The sequence below is a fragment of the Lysobacter sp. HDW10 genome (genome assembly GCF_011300685.1).
GTDB lineage: Bacteria > Pseudomonadota > Gammaproteobacteria > Xanthomonadales > Xanthomonadaceae > Solilutibacter.
Genome location: NZ_CP049864.1, coordinates 823,797 through 843,531 on the forward strand (window position 1 = coordinate 823,797; position 19,735 = coordinate 843,531).

15 protein-coding genes are annotated in these 19,735 nt (G+C 58.3%); 8 read left to right on the top strand and 7 right to left on the bottom strand.

Annotated elements, in window-relative coordinates; all coding sequences use genetic code 11:
* Positions 1 to 136 precede the first annotated feature (136 nt).
* From G7069_RS03995 to G7069_RS04005, 3 genes are all read left to right on the top strand, one after another.
* Positions 137 to 934, top strand: a complete 798-nt coding sequence (locus G7069_RS03995; RefSeq protein ID WP_166297499.1) for a class I SAM-dependent methyltransferase — start codon at positions 137 to 139, stop codon at positions 932 to 934.
* A gap of 5 nt (positions 935 to 939) precedes the next feature.
* Positions 940 to 1,485: a pseudouridine synthase gene (locus tag G7069_RS04000; protein ID WP_166294518.1), complete on the top strand. Its 546-nt coding sequence runs from the start codon at positions 940 to 942 to the stop codon at positions 1,483 to 1,485.
* A gap of 87 nt (positions 1,486 to 1,572) precedes the next feature.
* Positions 1,573 to 2,676, top strand: coding sequence for a hybrid sensor histidine kinase/response regulator (locus G7069_RS04005; RefSeq protein WP_166294520.1), 1,104 nt, complete (start codon positions 1,573 to 1,575; stop codon positions 2,674 to 2,676).
* 268 nt (positions 2,677 to 2,944) lie between these two features.
* Here the strand turns inward: G7069_RS04005 and G7069_RS04010 are convergent, their stop codons facing one another.
* On the bottom strand, positions 2,945 to 3,271 hold the full coding sequence (locus tag G7069_RS04010) for a hypothetical protein (protein WP_166294522.1): 327 nt from the start codon (positions 3,269 to 3,271) through the stop codon (positions 2,945 to 2,947).
* Positions 3,272 to 3,373: 102 nt separating this feature from the next.
* Positions 3,374 to 5,875, bottom strand: coding sequence for an ATP-dependent helicase HrpB (gene hrpB / locus G7069_RS04015; RefSeq protein ID WP_240912629.1), 2,502 nt, complete (start codon positions 5,873 to 5,875; stop codon positions 3,374 to 3,376).
* 43 nt (positions 5,876 to 5,918) lie between these two features.
* Between hrpB and G7069_RS04020 the strand changes: the two genes are divergently transcribed.
* From G7069_RS04020 to G7069_RS04030, 3 genes are all read left to right on the top strand, one after another.
* A complete protein-coding gene (locus tag G7069_RS04020) occupies positions 5,919 to 6,719 on the top strand; it encodes a TatD family hydrolase (RefSeq protein WP_240912630.1) in 801 nt (266 codons plus the stop codon).
* A gap of 76 nt (positions 6,720 to 6,795) precedes the next feature.
* The gene (locus G7069_RS04025) at positions 6,796 to 7,905 is read left to right on the top strand and encodes an efflux RND transporter periplasmic adaptor subunit (RefSeq protein ID WP_166294529.1); all 1,110 of its coding nucleotides are present in this window, start codon (positions 6,796 to 6,798) and stop codon (positions 7,903 to 7,905) included.
* Complete coding sequence (locus tag G7069_RS04030; protein WP_240912631.1) at positions 7,902 to 10,997, top strand: efflux RND transporter permease subunit; 3,096 nt, start codon at positions 7,902 to 7,904, stop codon at positions 10,995 to 10,997. The genes G7069_RS04025 and G7069_RS04030 overlap by 4 nt, the downstream gene beginning before the upstream one ends.
* Here the strand turns inward: G7069_RS04030 and G7069_RS04035 are convergent, their stop codons facing one another.
* The 3 genes from G7069_RS04035 to glyQ form a co-directional block, all read right to left on the bottom strand.
* Positions 10,998 to 11,363: a hypothetical protein gene (locus G7069_RS04035; RefSeq protein ID WP_240912632.1), complete on the bottom strand. Its 366-nt coding sequence runs from the start codon at positions 11,361 to 11,363 to the stop codon at positions 10,998 to 11,000.
* Positions 11,364 to 11,432: 69 nt separating this feature from the next.
* On the bottom strand, positions 11,433 to 13,505 hold the full coding sequence (glyS, locus tag G7069_RS04040) for a glycine--tRNA ligase subunit beta (protein WP_166297505.1): 2,073 nt from the start codon (positions 13,503 to 13,505) through the stop codon (positions 11,433 to 11,435).
* A 2-nt stretch (positions 13,506 to 13,507) separates the two neighbouring features.
* A complete protein-coding gene (gene glyQ / locus G7069_RS04045; protein WP_166294531.1) occupies positions 13,508 to 14,425 on the bottom strand; it encodes a glycine--tRNA ligase subunit alpha in 918 nt (305 codons plus the stop codon).
* 60 nt (positions 14,426 to 14,485) lie between these two features.
* Here glyQ and G7069_RS04050 point away from each other — a divergent pair, with 60 nt between their 5' ends.
* Together G7069_RS04050 and G7069_RS04055 are read left to right on the top strand one after the other, a co-directional pair.
* A complete protein-coding gene (locus G7069_RS04050) occupies positions 14,486 to 15,214 on the top strand; it encodes a glutamine amidotransferase (RefSeq protein WP_166294533.1) in 729 nt (242 codons plus the stop codon).
* 8 nt (positions 15,215 to 15,222) lie between these two features.
* On the top strand, positions 15,223 to 16,086 hold the full coding sequence (locus G7069_RS04055) for a BPSS1780 family membrane protein (RefSeq protein WP_166294535.1): 864 nt from the start codon (positions 15,223 to 15,225) through the stop codon (positions 16,084 to 16,086).
* Here the strand turns inward: G7069_RS04055 and G7069_RS04060 are convergent.
* The gene (locus G7069_RS04060) at positions 16,083 to 17,825 is read right to left on the bottom strand and encodes a potassium/proton antiporter (protein WP_166294537.1); all 1,743 of its coding nucleotides are present in this window, start codon (positions 17,823 to 17,825) and stop codon (positions 16,083 to 16,085) included. The two genes, G7069_RS04055 and G7069_RS04060, sit on opposite strands and share 4 nt — an antisense overlap.
* Positions 17,826 to 17,905: 80 nt before the next feature.
* Positions 17,906 to 19,714, bottom strand: coding sequence for a 3-hydroxybutyrate oligomer hydrolase family protein (locus tag G7069_RS04065; RefSeq protein WP_166294539.1), 1,809 nt, complete (start codon positions 19,712 to 19,714; stop codon positions 17,906 to 17,908).
* Positions 19,715 to 19,735: the final 21 nt, after the last annotated feature.

A 19,735-nucleotide genomic window follows, 5' to 3' on the forward strand; every position in this document is an offset into this window, starting at 1 on the left:
TGGAGACATTGCCATGGATAAGACAAAGCTACTTGTGTGTTCCTTGAGCCTCGCACTCACGGCATGTGCCAGTTCGACAACGCGAACGGGGGCGGCTGCGGCCGCAGATGCAGACGCTGCGGCACACACCGCGGCAATGGCTGCAGCCGACGCCGCGGCAGAAGCGGCGGCGCTTGCGGCGGATGACGCCGAACTGACCGCGGCCATTCAAAGCCCCGATCGTTCAAGCGCAAATCGCGCGCGCGATGTTTATCGGCATCCAGCTGAAACCCTGTCGTTCTTCCGCGTCACACCGCGCAGCCACGTGCTTGAAATCACACCGGGCGGCGGTTGGTATACCGAAATCTTGGTGCCTTATCTGAATGCAAGCGGCAGCTACACCGCTGCATTGGTCGACCCTTCTGCAGTGCCAACGGGCGCCGCGCGCGAGTTTCAGATCAAGCAAAAGCGCACATTTGAGACGTTTCTTGCTGGCAAGACATCGGGTTTCAATACAGTGAAACAAATCGGCTTTAATCCGGCCGCGCCGAATTTCGAGTCAGTGAATGGTCTCGACACGATCCTGACGTTTCGCAATGTGCATAACTGGGTTGCTGCCGGCACGGCTCAGCTTTACTTCGATGCGTTTTTCAAAGCATTGAAGCCGGGTGGTGTGCTGGGTGTAGCCGACCACCGCGCGAAGCCCGGCACGGATTTGGAAACAATGAAGAAGTCTGGCTATCTGACGGAAGCGTTGGTGATTGGCTACGCGACACAGGCAGGCTTTGTGCTTGATGGCACGTCGGAGGTCAATGCCAATGCCAAGGACAACACCCAGCACCCGAATGGTGTCTGGACCTTGCCACCGACGAATCGTCACGACGCCAAAGACGACGCCACCTACAAAGCCATCGGCGAAAGCGATCGCATGACCTTGCGCTTTAGGAAACCCTGATTCGGATGTTGATTGCTTTCAACAAGCCGTTCAACGTCTTATGCCAGTTCACTGATCGAAGCCAGCCACCGCGCACGACGCTGGCCGCGTTCAAACTCCCGCTGAACGTCTATGCAGCTGGCAGGCTGGACTATGACAGTGAAGGCCTGTTGCTCCTCACCGATGACGGGCCTTTGGCACATCGGCTGACCGACCCGCGGCACAAAATCAGCAAAACGTACTGCGTGCAGGTAGAAGGTACGCCGACCGAGGCACAACTGAAGCAGCTTGCACGCGGTGTGACATTGAGCGACGGCCCGACCTTGCCCGCACGCGTAAGTGTTATCGATGCGCCGCCTGTGTGGCCGCGCAATCCGCCCGTACGTTTCCGCAAAACCGTGCCTGACACATGGATTGAGTTGGAGATTCGCGAAGGCCGCAATCGGCAAGTGCGGCGCATGACCGCAGCTGTCGGTTTGCCGACGCTGCGATTAATTCGTGTCCGCATGGGTGACATCGGTTTGGAGTCGCTTGCGCCAGGTGAATGGCGCGAAGTGCATACACCTGTTTAAGACAGAAACGTGAACGCTTAAGGATTCAGCTTTCAGTCGTTCGGGTGGGAACGATATACTGCGCTTTCCTGAAGGGGTTCATAAAGCATGGCGAGCACGTTCCCTCACTCGGGTCGCATCCTGATCGTGGATGATCAAGCGGCGAATCTGCGTGTAGTCTCCACATTGTTGACGCGAAACGGCTACGAAGTCGACACAGCCGAGAACGGCGAAGCCATGTTCGCAGCGTGCAAAACGCAAATGCCAGACCTCGTCCTCCTCGACATGTTGATGCCGATGATGGATGGCTTCGAAGTGCTGACGCGCATGAAGCAAGATGAAGTGCTGATGCGCGTGCCTGTCATTTGTTTGACCGCCATGCAAGACCGCGATCTTCTGATTCGCGCGTTTGAAGCAGGCGCCGTTGATTACATCACCAAACCCTTTTTGTCCGAAGAACTTCTTGCGCGCGTGAGTGCGCATGTCGGACTGAAGCTGACACGTGACCGCTTGGAACGTGTCGCAAGCGAATGTCAGAGCCTGGTCAACCTGGTGGCGCATGACCTGAAGAATCCGCTGACCAGCATCATGTTCGCCAGCGAAGTGATCATCCATGACGGGTGCAAACCCGAGCGCGTGCCGCGCTATTTGGAGATGATCCACGAAAGTGCGAACGACGCAGTCGGCTATATCCGGCGCTATCTTGAATCGCAAGATCCGCATAAGGCGGGCTTGGACAATGCCGCCAATATCGGTGCGGGATTGAACGAAACATTGGAATGGTTGCGCTCGCGCTACGAACTGCAATGCGAGAGCAAAGGCTTGGCCCTCTCGATTGTCAACGCAGCTGAAGATGTGCTGGTTGCAATTGACGCAATGGTTTTGCATCAAGTGTGCGAAAACCTCATTACGAATGCATTGAAGTACGCCACTGAAGGCGGTGAGCTGAAACTCACTGCACGTAAGGGCGCACCGGGGTTTGGTGTCATCACTGCCGAAGATCGTGGCCCCGGTATTCCTGCGCACAAGCAGCGTGAATTGTTCAAGGCGTTCATTCGACTGACTGATGAAGAAGAGCACGCCGAGATGTCGAGTGGGCTTGGGTTGTCGCTTGCGAGACAGATTGTTTCAAGATTCGGCGGGCAGCTTTTCTACGAGGATCGCGAAGGCGGTGGGTCGCGGTTTGTAGTTGAGTTGCCGTTGCGCAGCTAATCCGGCGCTTGAAGTGAAGGCGCGCGAATACTTAAGCCATCAAACCGTGCGGATTCTCGCCTTCTAGTGGCGCATGGTCTCAATGTCGTCCGCTCATTTATCTTTGCCGTTTCGCCATACCAGATTGTTGGGTTTGGGCGTCGGTTTTTGCCAACCTCGATTGATGAGATCAAGACATCCCGATGGTGTTGATCTGGGCCGAAGACATGAAAAAACGGCGCCTATCGGCGCCGTAAAGCTTTCACCCAATACACCAACTCTTCCAACGTCATTCCTGCTTCGTGCGAGACACCTTGCGCGCATTCACGCGCTTGCTGTCGCCTTCGATCACGTCGCCTGATTCCAACTTCTTTTGCTTCGCACGACGTGCGGCGTATACCAACGCGCCTGCACCCGCCACAGCGGCGATCGCCAGAATCGGATTGCGTCGTGCAATGCGCATGCCCGCACGGCCGCCGGTTCGCAAGGCCGCCAGTGCGGCGCCTGTTTCTACCCAATTCAAGGCGCGCTTCGGCAAATGGCCTTTCAAGTTGCCACCGAGCTTGCCTGCCATGTCGCTCGCTGCGGATGCGATGTCTTCAAACTTGTTGCTCATGATCAAATTCCAAGTCGATCAAACGATGGGATCAGTATCTTGCGGGGCTTGTCATTCCCACGTGATAAATCCGTTCAACTGCGTGTGAGACTGAATCGCCGTTCAAGTTCCGCGCGGTTTAGCGCGATGGGTCGCGACCGCAGACCACGGATCATCGGGCCATGGATGCTTGGGATAGCGGCCTTTCATTTCCTTTTTAACTTCCGGATAGGTACGGTCCCAGAAGCCACGCAGGTCGCGTGTGACTTGAAGGGGACGTCCACCTGGCGATAACAAATGCAGCGTGAGCGGTACCTGCCCTTGGGCGATCGTGGGCGTGTCACCTAGGCCGAACAGTTCTTGTAGCTTCACAGCTAGGATCGGCGGCTCGGGGTCGCCTGCGTGATCGAGGCTGTAATGAATGTCACGCGACAAGCCAGAGGGCACCTGCATTGTTTTAGGTGCATGGGCGTCAAGCGCTTGTTGCTGAGACCAATCCAATCGCGACTTCAAGGCATTCAGTAGCGCCGAGGCATCCAAAGCTGATAAACGCGTCTTGCCAGCGAACGCAGGCGCCAACCATGTGTCTAGCGTTGCTTCCAGTTCGGCATCATCCATCGCTGGCAGGCCCAGTGCGGGCATGTGGGTACGTAGCAATTGAACACGTGCTTGCCATTGTCGACTTGCATCGGACCATGACAGGACATCGAGGCCGAGGCGTCGCACCGCATCGACAAGCGCGGCCTGCGCGCGATCCGCATCCACCTTCCCACCTGGTGCGCGTGACAGCACAATACGATCGAAGCGTTTGATTCGCGCGGCGACCAGTGCCGCACGCGACTCATCCCACTCCACTTCATCGCCTTCTTGAAAGCGCGCGGAGAACGTTTCGCGTAAATAACCTTCATCGACGGGTGCGGCCGACAAAATGCGTGCGTCTGGTCGCGCGTAGTGCAGCTCATTAATGACGAGCCATGGCTCGCCAAGGAGTTGCGTGTACTCGGAGAGTTTGGCGGTTTGTCCATTGGCCAAGTGGTAGCGATACGGGTCGTTTGCATTGGCACGTGCAATTCGATCCGGGAATGCTTGGGCAAGGAGCGCGCCGAGTGCGTGTGCAGTCAGTGCATGCGAGGTCGACGCGTTGACACGCAAGCGTTTGCGCCATTGCGTCGAAGCACGATCGAGCGCGCGCAAGCTTGTGACATGCGCGCCTTCAACAAAGCCACGCGTTCGAAATGCAGACAGTGCTTGCCAGCGATGTGCGAAGGCGTCGGTCGGTTGTATCAAAGGCGAACGCGCATCGGCCAATGTAATGACATCGCACGCGAGTGCGCGTTGTTCGGGTGTCTCCGCGGACAAATACATCGCACCGATACGCGGATGTAGTCCCAAGCTCAGTAAGCGGCGACCTGCCTCAGTCAGCACGCGCTCTTGATCTAAGGCACCGAGGTCTTGAAGCAGGCGGGTGGCAGTGTGCAAATTTGCCGCGGGCGGTGGTGTGACAAAACGCAAATCGTCGCTGCCCCAAGCGGCCAATTCAAGACGCAACGGCGCGAGGTCGGCCTGCAGCATTTCAGGTGCGCGTTGTGCTTGCAAGCGCTGCGACGATGGCCAAAGGCGTACTGCGAGCCCTTCGGCCACACGGCCGGCACGCCCCGCGCGTTGGTCAGCAGACGCTTGCGAGATTCGCTTGGTTTCAAGATGCGTGAAGCCCGTATCGCCATTAAACGCGGGCTCACGCGCAAGGCCGGAATCGACGACGATGCGCACGCCGGGCAAAGTGACGCTCGATTCCGCGACATTCGTGGCCAACACGATGCGTCGCGCATGTGCTGAAGGTGAAAGCAGGGCCGTCTGATCTTCAACCGGCAAATCACCATGCAATGCGCGCACTTCAAACTCAGGTAGGGCGTGTTCAATCACGCGCTGCGTTAAGACGATCTCTCGCTTGCCTGGTAAGAAGACCAAGCTGTCGCCGTCTACTTTTGCAGTGGCCTCCAATAAAGCGCGACGGACTTGCTGCGGCAGCTTCTCATCGCGTTGGGCGTCCAGATGGCGAACCTCAACCGGATGCGCGCGCCCGGCGCTTGAGATCCGCGGCGCATCCAACCAGGTTGATAGCTGTTCGCCATCGAGCGTTGCAGACATCACAAGAATCCGAAGATCTTCGCGCAGACCCGCTTGCACATCCAACGCCAAGGCAAGACCCAAATCAGCACTGAGATGTCGTTCGTGGAATTCGTCGAACACAATGGCCCCAACACCTTCGAGCATCGGGTCTTCTTGAATCATGCGCGTCAGCAGACCTTCGGTGACCACCACAATCCGTGTGCGCGCAGACACTATGCGCTCAAAGCGTATCTGATAGCCGACACGCTCACCGGGTGTTTCGCCCAGTTGTTTCGCCATGAACGTCGCGGCGGCACGCGCTGCTACTCGCCGCGGTTCCAACATCAGAATCTGGCGACCCTCAAGCCAAGGCGCATCCAATAAGGCCAACGGCACCTGCGTGGTCTTACCGGCACCGGGTGGTGCTTCAAGCACCAGCCGCGAATGGCGCGCCAATGACGCCAGAATGTCGGGCATCACGTCTGCAATCGGCAATGTCGGATCGATGTATTGCATGCGCCAAGTGGGACAGGTGAGCCGGACTTGCGATAATACGCGTATGGAATTGATTGATATCGGCGCAAACCTCACCCACGACAGCTTTGACCGCGATCGCAGTGCGGTGATCGAACGTGCACGCGCGGCAGGTGTGGCACAAATGGTGGTGACCGGTGCATCGCGAGAGCACTCACCAATGGCGCTTGAGCTTGCGCTGCAGTATCCGGGCATCTTGTTTGCAACTGCCGGTGTGCATCCGCATCACGCAACCGAATACACCGAAGAGTGCGATCTCGAGATGCGTGCGCTACACGCGCACAAAGAAGTGGTGGCAGTGGGCGAATGCGGCTTGGACTACTTCCGTGATTTCTCGCCGCGTCCTGCGCAGCGCAAGGCATTCGAGCGCCAATTGCAGATCGCAGTGGAGACCGGCAAGCCCGTGTTTTTGCACCAGCGCGAGGCACACGCGGACTTCATGGCGATCATGAAGCAGTTCGATGGCAAGCTGTCACGCGCCGTCGTGCATTGCTTTACCGACACGCGTGAGGCGCTCTATGACTATCTCGACCAAGACTGGTATGTCGGCATCACCGGTTGGTTATGCGACGAGCGCCGCGGCAAGCACCTGCGTGAGATGGTGAAAGACATCCCCGCCCATCGCTTATTGGTCGAGACCGACGCACCTTATTTGTTGCCACGAACCTTGCAGCCGATGCCCAAGGATCGCAGGAACGAGCCCAGTTTCCTTCCGCATATTGTCGAAGAATTGGCGCGTGACCGAGGCACAACGGCTGACCAGGCCGCGCGTGAATCCACCGTTGCCGCACGTACTTTTTTCGGCCTGCCTTCACCGCCTCCCTAAGCTCAAATCGGCCTTCTCCACGCGCCTATACAAACGCGCAGTAAACTTGCGGGCTGATCCGTTTTTAGGTTCCCCAATGCGCGCACATCGATACTCCGTCCTGCTGCTCTTGGCGTTTGCAGTGGCCCTGCCTGCCTGTAAGAAAGACGCTGACGCGGACAAGAAAGGCGCTGAAACCAGCGCATCGACCCTCGCGGTATCCACCACGCCCGTGGTCGAACGGCAGATGGCCAGCGGCATCACGGTCTCTGGTCCCGTGGCGGCGGTGGAAGAGATGCAGCTCGGCGTCGAGCTGACCGGGCTGCGTGTCACCGGCCTCAATGTCGACGTCGGACAAACGGTGCGTCAAGGTCAAGTGCTCTTGACCCTAGACCATCGCACGCTCGATTCGGACCTCGCCCAGGCGCGTGCCGGATTGCGTGAGGCGCAAACCGGCGCAGACCTTGCGCGCGCCAATCTGGTGCGTGGTCAAAGTCTGGTCGCCGACAAATACATTTCCGCCATGCAGCTCGACGAACTGCGCGCGGCGCGTACGCAAAGTGAGGCACGTGTGGCGACTGCCCGTGCAGCGTTCGATGCTGCCTCGTTGCGCCGCAGCTTTGCCGACTTGCGCGCCCCGGCCAATGGTGTGATTTCAAAGCGCTTGGTGCAATCGGGCCAAGTGGTGTCGGCCGGTATGGAACTCATGCGCTTGATTCGTGATGGTCGCCTTGAATGGCGTGCAGACCTGCCCGCCAGCCAACTGGCCAGCGTGAAGCCCGGTGACACCATTCGCCTGACCTCGCGGGACGGCGTGGGTGTGGACGGTGTGGTGCGCGCCGTGAGCCCGGGTGTCGATGCGACGACGCGTACAGGCACGGTCTATGCCAACCTGCCCGCGCCGCAAGGTTTGCAACAAGGGACTTTCCTGCAAGGTCATATCGCGACCGGCACCACGATGGCGAAAGTCGTCCCGGCTTCGGCCATCGTGATGCGCGATGGCTTCCCGACAGTCTTTGTGGTGGAAGGCGGCAACAAGGTGCGTTCGGTACGCGTCGAACAAGGTCAGAAGAGTGGCGGCCTGGTCGAAATCACCAAGGGCTTGGAGAATGCCAAAGCCGTCGTGTCTGAGGGCGCAGGCTTCCTCGCCGACGGCGACCAAGTGCGCGTTGTTGCACCCACCCAAACGAAAGGCGCACAACCGTGAGTGGTGGCGGCAATCTCTCTTCTTGGGCGATCAAGCGCCCGCTGCCCGCGATCATGTTGTTCTTCGTGCTCTGCGTGGCGGGCTTGTATGGCTTTCATAAGCTGTCGGTCGCGCGCTTTCCGGATATTGCGTTTCCGATGACGGTTGTCACGGTGATGCAACCCGGTGCCTCGCCGTCGCAGTTGGAAACAGAAGTCACACGTAAGGTCGAAGATTCGGTCGCGACGATACCGAACATCAAGCGGATCACCTCCACGGTTGTGGAAGGTGTCAGCACGACCGCGATTGAGTTCAACTTGAATGCCGATTTGATGACGGCCTTGAACGACACCAAAGATGCCGTGACGCGGATTCGCATGGATCTGCCGCAAGACATCCAAGAGCCCATCATTTCAAAAGTCGATATTGGCGGGTCTCTATTGACCTATGCGGTGGACGCGCCGTCGATGACACCCGATGAAATGTCTTGGTTCGTCGATCGCGATGTGGCGCGTGCTTTGTATGGCGTCGAAGGCGTGGCGCAGGTCAAACGTATCGGCGGTGTTGACCGTCAAATTCGTGTGGATTTGGATCCGCAAGCATTAGAAGCATTTGGTGTCACTGCAGGCGAAGTGTCGCAGCAACTCGCCTTGTCGCAGGTTGAACGGCCGGGCGGTAAAGCCGAACTTGCCGGTGAAGCGCAAACCATTCGAACCATCGGCACGGTGCAGGACGCGCAGCAGTTGCGTGACTACAGCATCACGCTGGCCGATGGTCGTTCTGTGCGCCTGTCTTCCATTGCGACGGTCACGGATGGTGCTGCAGATCCGAGTCAGGCAGCGCTACTCGATGGTCGCCCCGTTGTTGGTTTCTCTTTGGCACGCACGCGCGGTTCGGATGAACTGAAAGTTCGCGATGGCGTGAAAAAGGCGCTGGAGGGCCTCGCTAAAGAACACGCCGGTGCCAAGTTCAAGGTCGTCAGCGACATGACGACTGAAACCGAAACGTCGTACCACTCCTCGATGGAGATGCTGTTCGAAGGCGCAATTCTCGCCCTGATCGTGGTGTATTTGTTTTTGCGTGATTGGCGCGCGACATGGGTCTCGGCCATCGCCTTGCCTTTGTCGATCATCCCGACCTTCGCCGTGATTTACTTCCTCGGCTTCTCGCTCAACATGATTACCTTGCTGGCCTTGTCGGTGGTGGTCGGCATTCTCGTTGACGATGCGATTGTAGAAATTGAGAACATCGTGCGACATCTCGGGATGGGTAAATCGCCAATCGATGCCGCGCGCGATGCGGCGGATGAAATCGGCACGGCGGTGATCGCGACATCGATGACCTTGGCGGCTGTATTCGTTCCTGTGGCCTTCATGCCAGGCATCGCCGGCAAGTTCTTTCGGGAGTTTGGTTGGACGGCGGCAACGGCGGTGTTGTTCTCTCTGCTCGTGGCGCGTTTGCTGACACCGATGATGGCGGCCTATCAGCTCAAGCCGCACGCGGAGAATCCGGAAGACGGGCGCATGATGAAGCGCTACATGCACCTCGTGACGTGGGCGACGCACAATCGTTGGAAGACCTTGTTGATGGCGACGCTGTTCTTCTTTGCGTCGCTCGCCATGATTCCGTTCATTCCGACCACCTTCATTCCGGTCGCCGATCAGGGTCGGAGTAACTTGAGTATCGAGTTGCCGCCCGGCACGCCGATCGAAACCACGACACAAGTGGCCGAGCGCGCACGCAAAGAGCTCGGCAGCATCAAAGAGCTGAAGCAAGTCTTTGCCATGATTGGTGCGGTGCCCGATGTGGGCGATCCGAGCAAGTCAGGTGTTGCGGATGCGCGACGCGCGACCTTGGTGTTGGAATGGGCAGACAAAGACGATCGCGACCGCACACAGAAAGAGTTGGAGCAGGCCGCACGCGAAAAACTGTCTGATTTGCCCGGTGCGAAGATCAGCTACATCAGCAGTGAACCTGGCGAGCAGATGATGCTGGTGTTGTCCGGCGACGATCCGCAAAAGCTCGAAGATGCTGCGGCCAAGGTGGAGCGCGATCTGCGCAATATTCAAGGACTGGGCAGCATTTCTTCGTCGGCATCTTTGTTGCGTCCGGAAATCCAAATCGTGCCTGACTCTGCGCGCGCTGCAGATGTGGGCGTGGCAACCGCCGCCATTGCAGAAGCTGCGCGTGTAGCAACCGCAGGGGACTACACCCAACGCATGGCGAAGTTGAATCTGCCGGATCGACAAATTCCGATTCGCGTCGGGTTCGCGCGCGAAGATTTGCGTGACCCTTCAACGATCGCGCAACTGCGAGTGCGCGGTAAAGGCGGTCCCGTGCCGTTGGATGCCGTTGCAGACATTCAGCAGGGCAGTGGCCCTTCGGTGATCTCTCGCTATCAACGTCAGCGCAACATCACCCTGACGGCAGAACTCAATGGTCGTCCTTTGGGTGAAGTGATGAGCGAAGTGCAGAAGCTGCCGTCAGTGAAGGACGTGCCGCCCGGTGTGAAGTTCATCAATACCGGCGATGCCGAAATTTTCATCGAGTTGTTTGTGGGCTTTGCCTTGGCAATGGTGGCCGGCATCGTGTGTATCTACATGGTCTTGCTGTTGTTGTTCAACCACGCGTTGCAGCCAATCACCATCTTGTGTGCGATTCCCTTGTGCGCCGCTGGTGCATTTGGTGCCTTGCTGATCACGCAAAACGCGTTGTCGTTGCCTGCGCTCATCGGCTTGCTGATGTTGATCGGCATTGCCACCAAGAACTCGATCTTGTTGGTCGACTACGCAGTGATGGCGGAAGACGAGCACGGCATGAGTCAACACGAAGCGGTGCTGGATGCCTGCCACAAGCGTGCACGTCCGGTCATCATGACCACCATTGCGATGGGTGCCGGCATGTTGCCATTGGCACTCGGCTTCTCTGGAGATTCGAGTTTCCGTGCACCGATGGCGTGGGCAGTGATCGGTGGCTTGATCACCTCAACTGCGCTCAGCTTGGTGGTGATTCCTGCTGCTTACACCGTGTTGGATGACGTGGGCGAGTGGATCAACCGCAAGATGGGTCGTCCGTCGCATCACGCGCTCCCGGCGAAGGCCGGTCACAACTGACTAATGCGAATAGGGCGAGTTTTCGGGCCTGCCCTTTCCGCGCCAGCGGCCTTCTTTCTCGGCCTGCGGGCAAACGCTCATGTACTGCTGCAGTGCGTTGAAGTCATTCTGTGACCAGCTTTTGAACGTGTACGGATACACCGGACACGTGCCGGTGCTCGGCACGGGACAGTAACCCGGCGTGAGTCGCCACAAAGCACGTATCGGTTGGTCGGGTGACCACGCGCGCGGGTTGTCTTTGATGCCCTGCGTGCAGAACACGAATGGGTCGTTGTCGCGAAAACGAATCTGCTCGTAGTACGGCGTGTCGCCTCCACGGACGGTGCCGACGACAGTGATCACAGCGAAAATAAGTAGCGAGCGCATGGCCATATCCCTCCCCGGATAGGCCATGAAGTCTAAAGTGCGCGCGCAACGATGCGCGCAAAAATCAGACTAAACCGACAGATGTTCGATCGCGGCGACGGAGCCCAGCGCACCGGCCAATGCATTCAACAAGGCGAGACGATTGCCGCGCACGGCGGGATCTTCCGCGTTCACCATGACATCGTTGAAGAAGGCATCCACAGGTGCGCGCAACTGCGCAAGGCGTGACAACACTGTTGCGTAATCGCGTGCGGCCAACGGCGCACGGATGTCATTCAATGCAGATTGCAAAGCATCGTTCAAGGTGGATTCCGCTACCTCGGAGAACAGGCCTGTATTCACTGTGGCAGCGATGTCGTTCTCAGATTTGCGCAAGATGTTGCGAATACGTTTGTTCGCGGCTGACAAGGCCTCCGCATCGCTCGAGCTCGAAAATTCCTTGACCGCGGCCAAGCGCGCAGCAAAATCCGGCAAGGATTCGTGCACGACATTCATCACCGACTCAAACTGCTGCGGCGTGTTGCCTTTTTCTGCAAAGTAAGCGCGCAATCGGTCGTACAGAAATTGCGTGACATCGAAGGGGTGCACGTCAGCCACGTGCGACGGCTGCAAGGCCCATGCACGCTCAAACCATTCATTGGGCAACACGTCATGACTGCCTTCGAGCAATGTGCGCGCAAGACCTAATGCATTGCGGCGCAACGCAAACGGATCTTTATTGCCGGTGGGCTTCAAACCCGCAGCGAAACCACCCGCCAACGTATCCAAGCGTTCGGCAATCGCTAGCACTTGGCCCAGTTTGGAAGGTGCGATGTCATCCGATGCATTGCGCGGCATGTAGATTTCATCAACCGCTGCTGCGATGTCGGCAGATTCGCCTTGCGCAATCGCATAGTGACGTCCGGCAATCCCTTGCAGCTCTGGGAACTCGTTGACCATGCGTGATTGCAGGTCGTTCTTGGCAAGGCGCGCAGCCTGCTCGGCGGCCTGTGCGTCGACGCCCAATGTGGGTGCCAATGCAGCGGCGAGTTGCGCAACACGTTCGACCTTGTCTGCCACGCTGCCGAGCTTGGCCTGATAGGTCACCGTCTTCAGGCCCTCACCCATGGCATTCAAGCCCTGCTTCAAGTCTTCATCAAAGAAGAACTTTGCATCACTGAAGCGCGGGCGAATCACGCGTTCATAGCCCTTGCGGACTTCGGAGGGGTCTTTTGATTCGATATTGGCGATGCCGATGAAGTGCTCGGTCAATTTGCCTTGCGCACCCAGCACCGGGAAATACTTCTGATTGGTTTCCATGGTTTCAATCAGTGCTTCTTGCGGCACGGCCAGAAACGCACTTTCAAACGCACAGGTGACGGGCGAAGGCCACTCCACCAAACCGTTCACTTGTTCAAGATTGTCAGCGTCGATGCGCGCCGTACCACCGACTGCGGCTGCAGCGGTCGTCACTTGCTCAACGATGCGGGCGCGACGTGCATCGGGATCCACCATGACGTAGACCTTGTTCAATGCATCGATGTAGTGCAAAGGCGAATCGAGCGTCAACACGTCCGGGTGCATGAAGCGATGACCGCGGGATTGATTGCCCGCGCGCACGCCGAAAATTTCTGCAGGTGCGACGTGTTGACCTAACAGCACCACCAGCCAGTGGACCGGTCGTGCAAATGCATAGGGATGTGCACCCCAACGCATCGGCTTTGGAATCGGCATCGCGGCGATCGCTTCTTGCACGATGTCGCCGAGGACATCCAACGTGGCAACACCAGGCTTCGTCGAACGATGTACAAAACGTTCGCCCTTGCTGTCTGACGTGCGTTCGAGTTGATCCCAAGCAATGCCGGCTTTTGCGGCAAAACCTTCCAAAGCTTTGGTGGGTTTACCATCCGCATCCAATGCGATATTCAAATACGGGCCCAACACTTCGCTGTGTTGCTCGGGTTGCTGTGCAGCCACGTCCGGCAACAACACGGCCAAACGTCGTGGTGTGTACAAAGGCTTCGCGTCACCGCGCACAAACGCGATGCCGCGCTTCTCAAGACCATTCAACACGCCGTCGAAGAACGCCGCCGCCAGCACCGGTAACGCTTTGACTGGCAACTCTTCCGTGCCGAGCTCAATCAACAAGGGCTGCGTTTGCATCTTCATGCTGAGGCCTCCGTCGTCGACTTCTTCAATGCAGGAAAGCCGAGTTTCTCGCGTTGTGCGAAGTAGCTTTCAGCCACCGCTTGCGACAACTTGCGCACGCGCAGAATGTAGCGCTGACGCTCAGTGACAGAGATCGCGCGACGCGCATCCAACAAATTGAAACTATGCGAGGCTTTCATCACTTGCTCGTAAGCCGGCAAGGGCAAGTTCGCTTCCACCAACATCACGGCTTCGCGCTCACAGGCATCGAAGCGATGGAACAGCTCTTCAACATCGGCGTATTCGAAGTTATAGGTGGATTGTTCGACTTCGTTCTGGTGATAGACGTCCCGATACAGCACCGGTGTGCCATCGGGTCCGTAGGTCCACACAATGTCGAATACGTTGTCGACGTTTTGCAGATACATGCAGAGACGTTCAAGGCCGTAGGTGATCTCACCCAAGACGGGTTTGCATTCCAAACCACCGGCTTGTTGGAAGTAGGTGAACTGGGTGACTTCCATCCCGTTCAACCAGACTTCCCAACCCAAACCCCAAGCACCGAGGGTGGGGGACTCCCAGTTGTCTTCGACCAAACGCAGATCGTGCACCTGCGGATCGATGCCCAAAGACTTCAGAGAGTCGAAATACAGTTCAACAATGTTGTCGGGCGAGGGTTTCATCGCCACTTGATACTGGTAGTAGCGCTGCAAACGGTTCGGATTTTCGCCGTAGCGGCCATCCGTCGGGCGACGGCAGGGCTGCACATACGCGGCATTCCACGGCTCAGGGCCCAGCGAACGCAAGAAAGTGGCCGCATGAAAGGTGCCGGCACCGACTTCCATGTCCAGCGGTTGGATCAGGACGCAGCCCTGATCCGCCCAAAAGGCATTCAGACGCTGAATCAGTTGCTGGAAAGTGATGGCGACAGACATGAGATGTATCCGAACTTGCAAGCCCGTTAGTATAGTTTGGACGCCACGGCTTCCCTACAGATGCACACTCCTTTCTTGATTTTGCAGACCGGCGAACCGGTCCCCGAATTGCGCCGACACCGCGGGTTTCCGCATTGGATTCGAATCTCGGGCGATATTCCCCGCGATGGTACGGATGTCATCAATGTCGCCAATGGCGAGCCCTTGCCCGACCGCGTGCCGTATGCCGGCATTTTTGTCACGGGCTCACCGGCCATGGTCACCGATCGGCACGCATGGAGCGAAAGCACGGCGGCTTGGTTGCGAGAACGCATCGCGCAGGGCATACCGACGCTCGGAATTTGTTACGGGCATCAACTGATTGCGCACGCCTTGGGCGGCAAAGTGGACAACAATCCGGCCGGGCGCGAGATCGGAACGGTCGAGATCACGCGCGATATGCAGAGCGACGACGCGCTCTTGCAGGGTTTGCCCGAACACTTTCCCGCGCATGCCAGTCACATGCAAAGCGTGTTGACCTTGCCGCCCGGTGCAAAAGCCTTGGCACGCTCCGCATTGGAGCCACATCAAGTCGTGCGCTACGCGCCCATGTGCTGGGGGTTTCAGTTCCATCCGGAATTCTCGACCCAAATCACGCGGACCTATGTCAAAGCGCGCGCAGAGCGCATTCTTGAAGAAGGAGGCGACCTTGACATGTTGTTGAGTACCATACGATCAACACCGGATGCGCGGGGTCTGTTACGCCGCTTCGTCCAACTCGCACAACAACGACTCTTGGGGACAACGTGAATACTCAAATGAATAAAGTGCCGGCTTCGTCTGGCGCGCAGTGGATATTGGATGCATTCGCGATGTTTCGCGCGGCACCGGGTCCGTTCCTGCTGGTGGCAGGCGTGTACGCCGTCGGTATTCTCGTGGCCACCGTTCTGTTGAAGTCGGCGCCCGTCTTCGGCATGCTCGTGCTGCTCGTGCTGACCTTGATGCAACCGATCTTCGTCGGTGCGCTGCTCTTGGGCGCCCATGATCTGGCAGACGGAAAGAAGCCCGGCAATGATTTGCTTCAGCGCGTCTATGCCAGCGGCAAAGCACCGCGCTTGTTGCTCGTGCTGCTGCCGCAAATTGCGGCCGGCATCATTTCCGGTGTGCTGCTCTACGTCATGGTGGGGACGCAAAACCTGGCCCACACCATGCAAGTGCTGGAAGCCATCCAAAACAATCCGGAAGCGCAAGCTGCGCTGATGAAAGACTTGCCGATTGCGGCCTTTGGTCGTTGGGCATTGATCTCCGTCGTGATTGGATTGATCGCAGCCATGTTTAGCTTTCTTGCGATCCCGCAAATTTTGTTCGGCGAACGACGTGGCTTTGACGCCATGGGTGACAGCTTCCGTGCGGTCGCAAGCAACATCGGCGCCATGGTCCTCGCCGTTGTCTTGTTTGTCATCACCCTGATCGGCTTGACCATTGTCTTTATGATCGTGACCGGGTTGATCAGTGTGATTGCGGGTCGTGGCGCGGCGGATTTGGTCAGCAGCTTCTTGCAAATTCTGGTGCTGCTGCCGCTACAGGCCTTGATGACCTTTGCCGCGTGGCGATCTGTGTTTGGCGGCCAAGCACCTGCAGCGCGCATCGACGACGCGCATCACGATCAGTTCCACGCTTAAGCGTTTGCGCCTGATATCAGGCGCTCGCCCAGTGTCAGCAAGCGCAGACCGACTTCGCTGACACGATCATCCTGCATGGCCCGCACCGTCAAAGTGACGGGCCCAATGCCCAGGTGGTCACCGATTTGCGGCATGTCGTCGAATCGTTCGGCAAACAAGTTTGCGGCGGTGAACTTGCGGAAGCGTGCAGGGATATGCAGGTCGTAGAACTCCGCCAAGCTGCCAAGTTCAACATTGCCAGGCAAGACCAGTTCACCGAAGCGACTGCCTTCGGCATCCGTCACTTCTTTGCCGACAAACATCCAATCCAGTCGCTGTGCACTGGCACTTGGCGCGAGCAGATACGCGTAGTCGTTGACTTGCACGCCGCCCGATTCTTCCGCCGATTGAATCTTGCCGTCGCGCACCACCATGAGCAGACGCACATTCAAAGGCCAATGTGCCGGATTCAGCGCGCGGCACCCTTGGGCCACGCGATAGCCGAGCAGCTCAAACTCCAACTGCCCTGGCAAATCGAGTTGCACGCGGCGTGTGTCGGGGTCTTTGCGCGGAACGGCGACGCCAAAAAGGTGTGCGGCGTGCGGCAGTGTCCACGCTTGTACGACGAGTGAGGTCAGTACGACCACGAAGGCGACGTTGAAGTACATCCACGCATTCGGTAAATCAGCGAGCAGGGGAATCGACGCGAGAAAAATACCGACTGCACCGCGCAAGCCCACCCACGAAATGAAGCTCATTTCGCCCAAACGGTATTTGAACGGGGTCAAACACACGAAGACGGCTACCGGTCGCGCAACGAAAATCAAGAAGGCCGAAATGCCGAGTGCAGGCCACAGTATTTTTAGCAGCTCATGCGGTGTTGCCAAGAGGCCGAGCAATAAGAACATCACCAATTGCGCGAACCACGTCGCCGCATCTTGCACCGACATCACGTCGGCGCGTGCACGTACGGGGCGATTGGCCACCAAGATGCCGGCGATATAAACGGCCAAATAGCCGCTACCGCCGATCAGGTTCGTCAATGCAAAGAGGGTTAAGGCGCTCGCAATCGCAAGCCACGGATGCAAGCCAGAAGGGAGGTCGTAGCGATTCAATGCCCCAACGATCATGCGACCGCCGAAGTAACCGAACAAAACACCGGCGCCGATCGAGCGCACGATGCTCCAAAGCAGACCGAGATAGCTTTGCGCTTCAGAACCGGAAATCCACACCGTGATTGCGGTGGCCAAGAAGATGGCGATCGGATCATTGGCGCCCGATTCCAACTCAAGCGTGCTGCCTGTGCGCTTCTCCAAATGCAGACCGCCTGCACGAATCAAGAAGAACACCGCGGCGGCGTCAGTGGATGCCACCACCGTGCCCAGCAACAAAGATTGCAGCGGGCTGAGGTCTAGCAAGTAATGGCTGGCGACACCGGTGAGTGCCGCGGTAATCAACACACCCACCGTCGCCAACAGAATGCTGGGCGACACACTGCCGCGCACCGCTTCTGCGCGCGTGCGTAGGCCGCCATCAAACAGAATCACACACAGTGCGACCGAGCCTATGAGGAAGGTCAGACGCGTATCGCTAAAGCGGATGCCGCCAGGCCCGTCGACCCCCAGCAACATGCCGATGACCAAGAACACCAACAACAATGGCGCGCCGAATCGCCGTGCCAATAAGGACGAAGCGACCCCCGCCAAGATCAGCAGCGCGTAGCCCAGCAGTCGGATGTCGATGTGGTGCAGGGCATCCATGGGTCGAATCAATGCGTCGGCAAAGATTCGAGTGTAGTCAAGCTGGGCTGAATACGGAATTCGCGCGCACCGGCGCCAGCCTAATTTGGTAGCTTCAGATCGGTCGCAGTGACCGCACCCGTGCCGCGTGGCTGCGCGTCAATGCGCACGTCACCATCGAGTGTTGCCTTGCTTTCAATCGTGGACCACATGCGGTCGAGGCCGGCATACATGTAAGGCATCAAGGGCACGAAACGCGCGGCATACGAAGGGAAAGCGAGGAATGCATCGAAGTGTTCGGCCTTGCCCACCTTCCAATAGCCGACGGGTCGGCCTGCGGCGCGTGCGGCAGCCACGTAAGGCGCACTGCTGAAGACCGGAGGGACCAAACCGTCTTCTTCGCCGTGGATGACCAGTACCGGCAAGCCACGGCGGGGCATTTTCGCGCGCGTGGCTTCGATGCCTGCACGCACACGTTTCGCGTCTTCGTTGTCATCGGTCCATAGCGCACGCAAGCATTGCTCGCCGGCCAAACTGAAATCAGGCGGCACCATGCGTGGATCGTGCAAGAGGATGCCGTTACCCGGCGGAATGCCTGCCGATTCACTCCACCAGGTGTTGCGTTCTGCAGCGGTGCTTGCGCGTGGCTGCAATTGCGCGGTCATCGCGGTGTAACTGTAACCACACGGATGTTCGCCTGCGCGGTAGCGACCGTAAGCCGACGCGTAAGCTGCGGCGACTGAGCGCCACAAATCAAATCCCGTAGAAGCAGCACCGGCGGCAAGCGATATGTCATCCCAACCGCTGGCGCGCAGGTGCGCGTGCGCCGAAGCCGCTTGTTTGGCAACGGTGTCACCTTCAATCAAACCTTGTGCTTTCAAACTCGCACAGCGCTGTGTCCACAGCGGTTCCACCTGCGCACGCACCGGTGGCTGCGGCAGTGCATCTGCTGGCAAATCGAGTAGGGCGCACGGCATAAACACTGCTGCTTCCGTGGCGAAGTCGTACAAAGGACGCGCACCTTCCACATAAACGTTCGGCTCACCGGCCACCACACCATCCAACCAATCGCCGTCCATCTCAGCGGCGCGGAGAACAGCACCACCCCCGTTGGAGATCCCAGTGGCGATGATGCGTGTGTTTTCAAACGTGAAGGGCGCTTGGTTCGGCAGGGCTTCATTCAATTGCTGCAACGCAAACGCTGCGGCTTGCTTCACGTGCCGACCCCAATCGGCCTCAGGGTTGTCTTCAGAATGCGCGTGCTTGAAGGCGATGCCTTTGGCGCCTTCGGCCACTCGCGGCGCGAATGCCGTGGCTCGCGCAGCCGACACGCGTGCGCCGAGGGCGTCGACACCTTCATTCGCATCGATGTCGAACAAATCACTGCCCGCCGCTTTGTCGGTATGGACCACCGCACAGCCGCGCGGTAAGCCCCATGCGGACGCCAATGAGATTGCGCCATAGACACCGCGTGAACCCGATGCGGCCGCCACCACAAGGCAGCGTTTGCCCGCATCAAAATTGTCCGGCAGTTGTAACAGCACGCGGTGCGGGTGTTGTGCACCAGGCACCGTCATCAAGGTGGAAAACTCTCGCCCCGGAATGTCGGCCACACTGCCGTAGACCGACCCGTATCCGCCCTGCATCGACAAGTCGGCAATGCCACGCCAGTTCGCCCAAATTGCGCGGCGACGTCGTTCCGCGGCGGTGGGATGTTCCGGATCGACAAACTTGGGTGCGGCCATCTCGCGCAATCCTGCCAAGCCAAGGCCCGCGGTCAACAGGTCATCACCTTGTCGATGTTCAGAGACGGTCACAGGTGCGGACATAGCGGGTTCCTTGGGGTGCGCACCCGTCATCGCACAAGCGGAGACGAACACAGCGGCGGCCACGGGCATCAAGATTTTCATGCATCGACCATAGCGCGAAGG

Bases quoted from the DNA above. Each gene is read 5' to 3' on its own strand.
- G7069_RS03995 (WP_166297499.1), top strand. From the start codon at position 137: ATGGCTGCAGCCGACGCCGCGGCAGAAGCGGCGGCGCTTGCGGCGGAT.
- G7069_RS04005 (WP_166294520.1), top strand. From the start codon at position 1,573: ATGGCGAGCACGTTCCCTCACTCGGGTCGCATCCTGATCGTGGATGAT.
- G7069_RS04025 (WP_166294529.1), top strand. From the start codon at position 6,796: ATGCGCGCACATCGATACTCCGTCCTGCTGCTCTTGGCGTTTGCAGTG.
- G7069_RS04050 (WP_166294533.1), top strand. From the start codon at position 14,486: ATGCACACTCCTTTCTTGATTTTGCAGACCGGCGAACCGGTCCCCGAA.
- G7069_RS04035 (WP_240912632.1), bottom strand. From the start codon at position 11,363: ATGCGCTCGCTACTTATTTTCGCTGTGATCACTGTCGTCGGCACCGTC.
- hrpB (WP_240912629.1), bottom strand. From the start codon at position 5,875: ATGCAATACATCGATCCGACATTGCCGATTGCAGACGTGATGCCCGAC.
- G7069_RS04010 (WP_166294522.1), bottom strand. From the start codon at position 3,271: ATGAGCAACAAGTTTGAAGACATCGCATCCGCAGCGAGCGACATGGCA.
- glyQ (WP_166294531.1), bottom strand. From the start codon at position 14,425: ATGTCTGTCGCCATCACTTTCCAGCAACTGATTCAGCGTCTGAATGCC.
- G7069_RS04055 (WP_166294535.1), top strand. From the start codon at position 15,223: ATGAATAAAGTGCCGGCTTCGTCTGGCGCGCAGTGGATATTGGATGCA.
- glyS (WP_166297505.1), bottom strand. From the start codon at position 13,505: ATGCAAACGCAGCCCTTGTTGATTGAGCTCGGCACGGAAGAGTTGCCA.
- G7069_RS04000 (WP_166294518.1), top strand. From the start codon at position 940: ATGTTGATTGCTTTCAACAAGCCGTTCAACGTCTTATGCCAGTTCACT.
- G7069_RS04020 (WP_240912630.1), top strand. From the start codon at position 5,919: ATGGAATTGATTGATATCGGCGCAAACCTCACCCACGACAGCTTTGAC.
- G7069_RS04060 (WP_166294537.1), bottom strand. From the start codon at position 17,825: ATGGATGCCCTGCACCACATCGACATCCGACTGCTGGGCTACGCGCTG.
- G7069_RS04065 (WP_166294539.1), bottom strand. From the start codon at position 19,714: ATGAAAATCTTGATGCCCGTGGCCGCCGCTGTGTTCGTCTCCGCTTGT.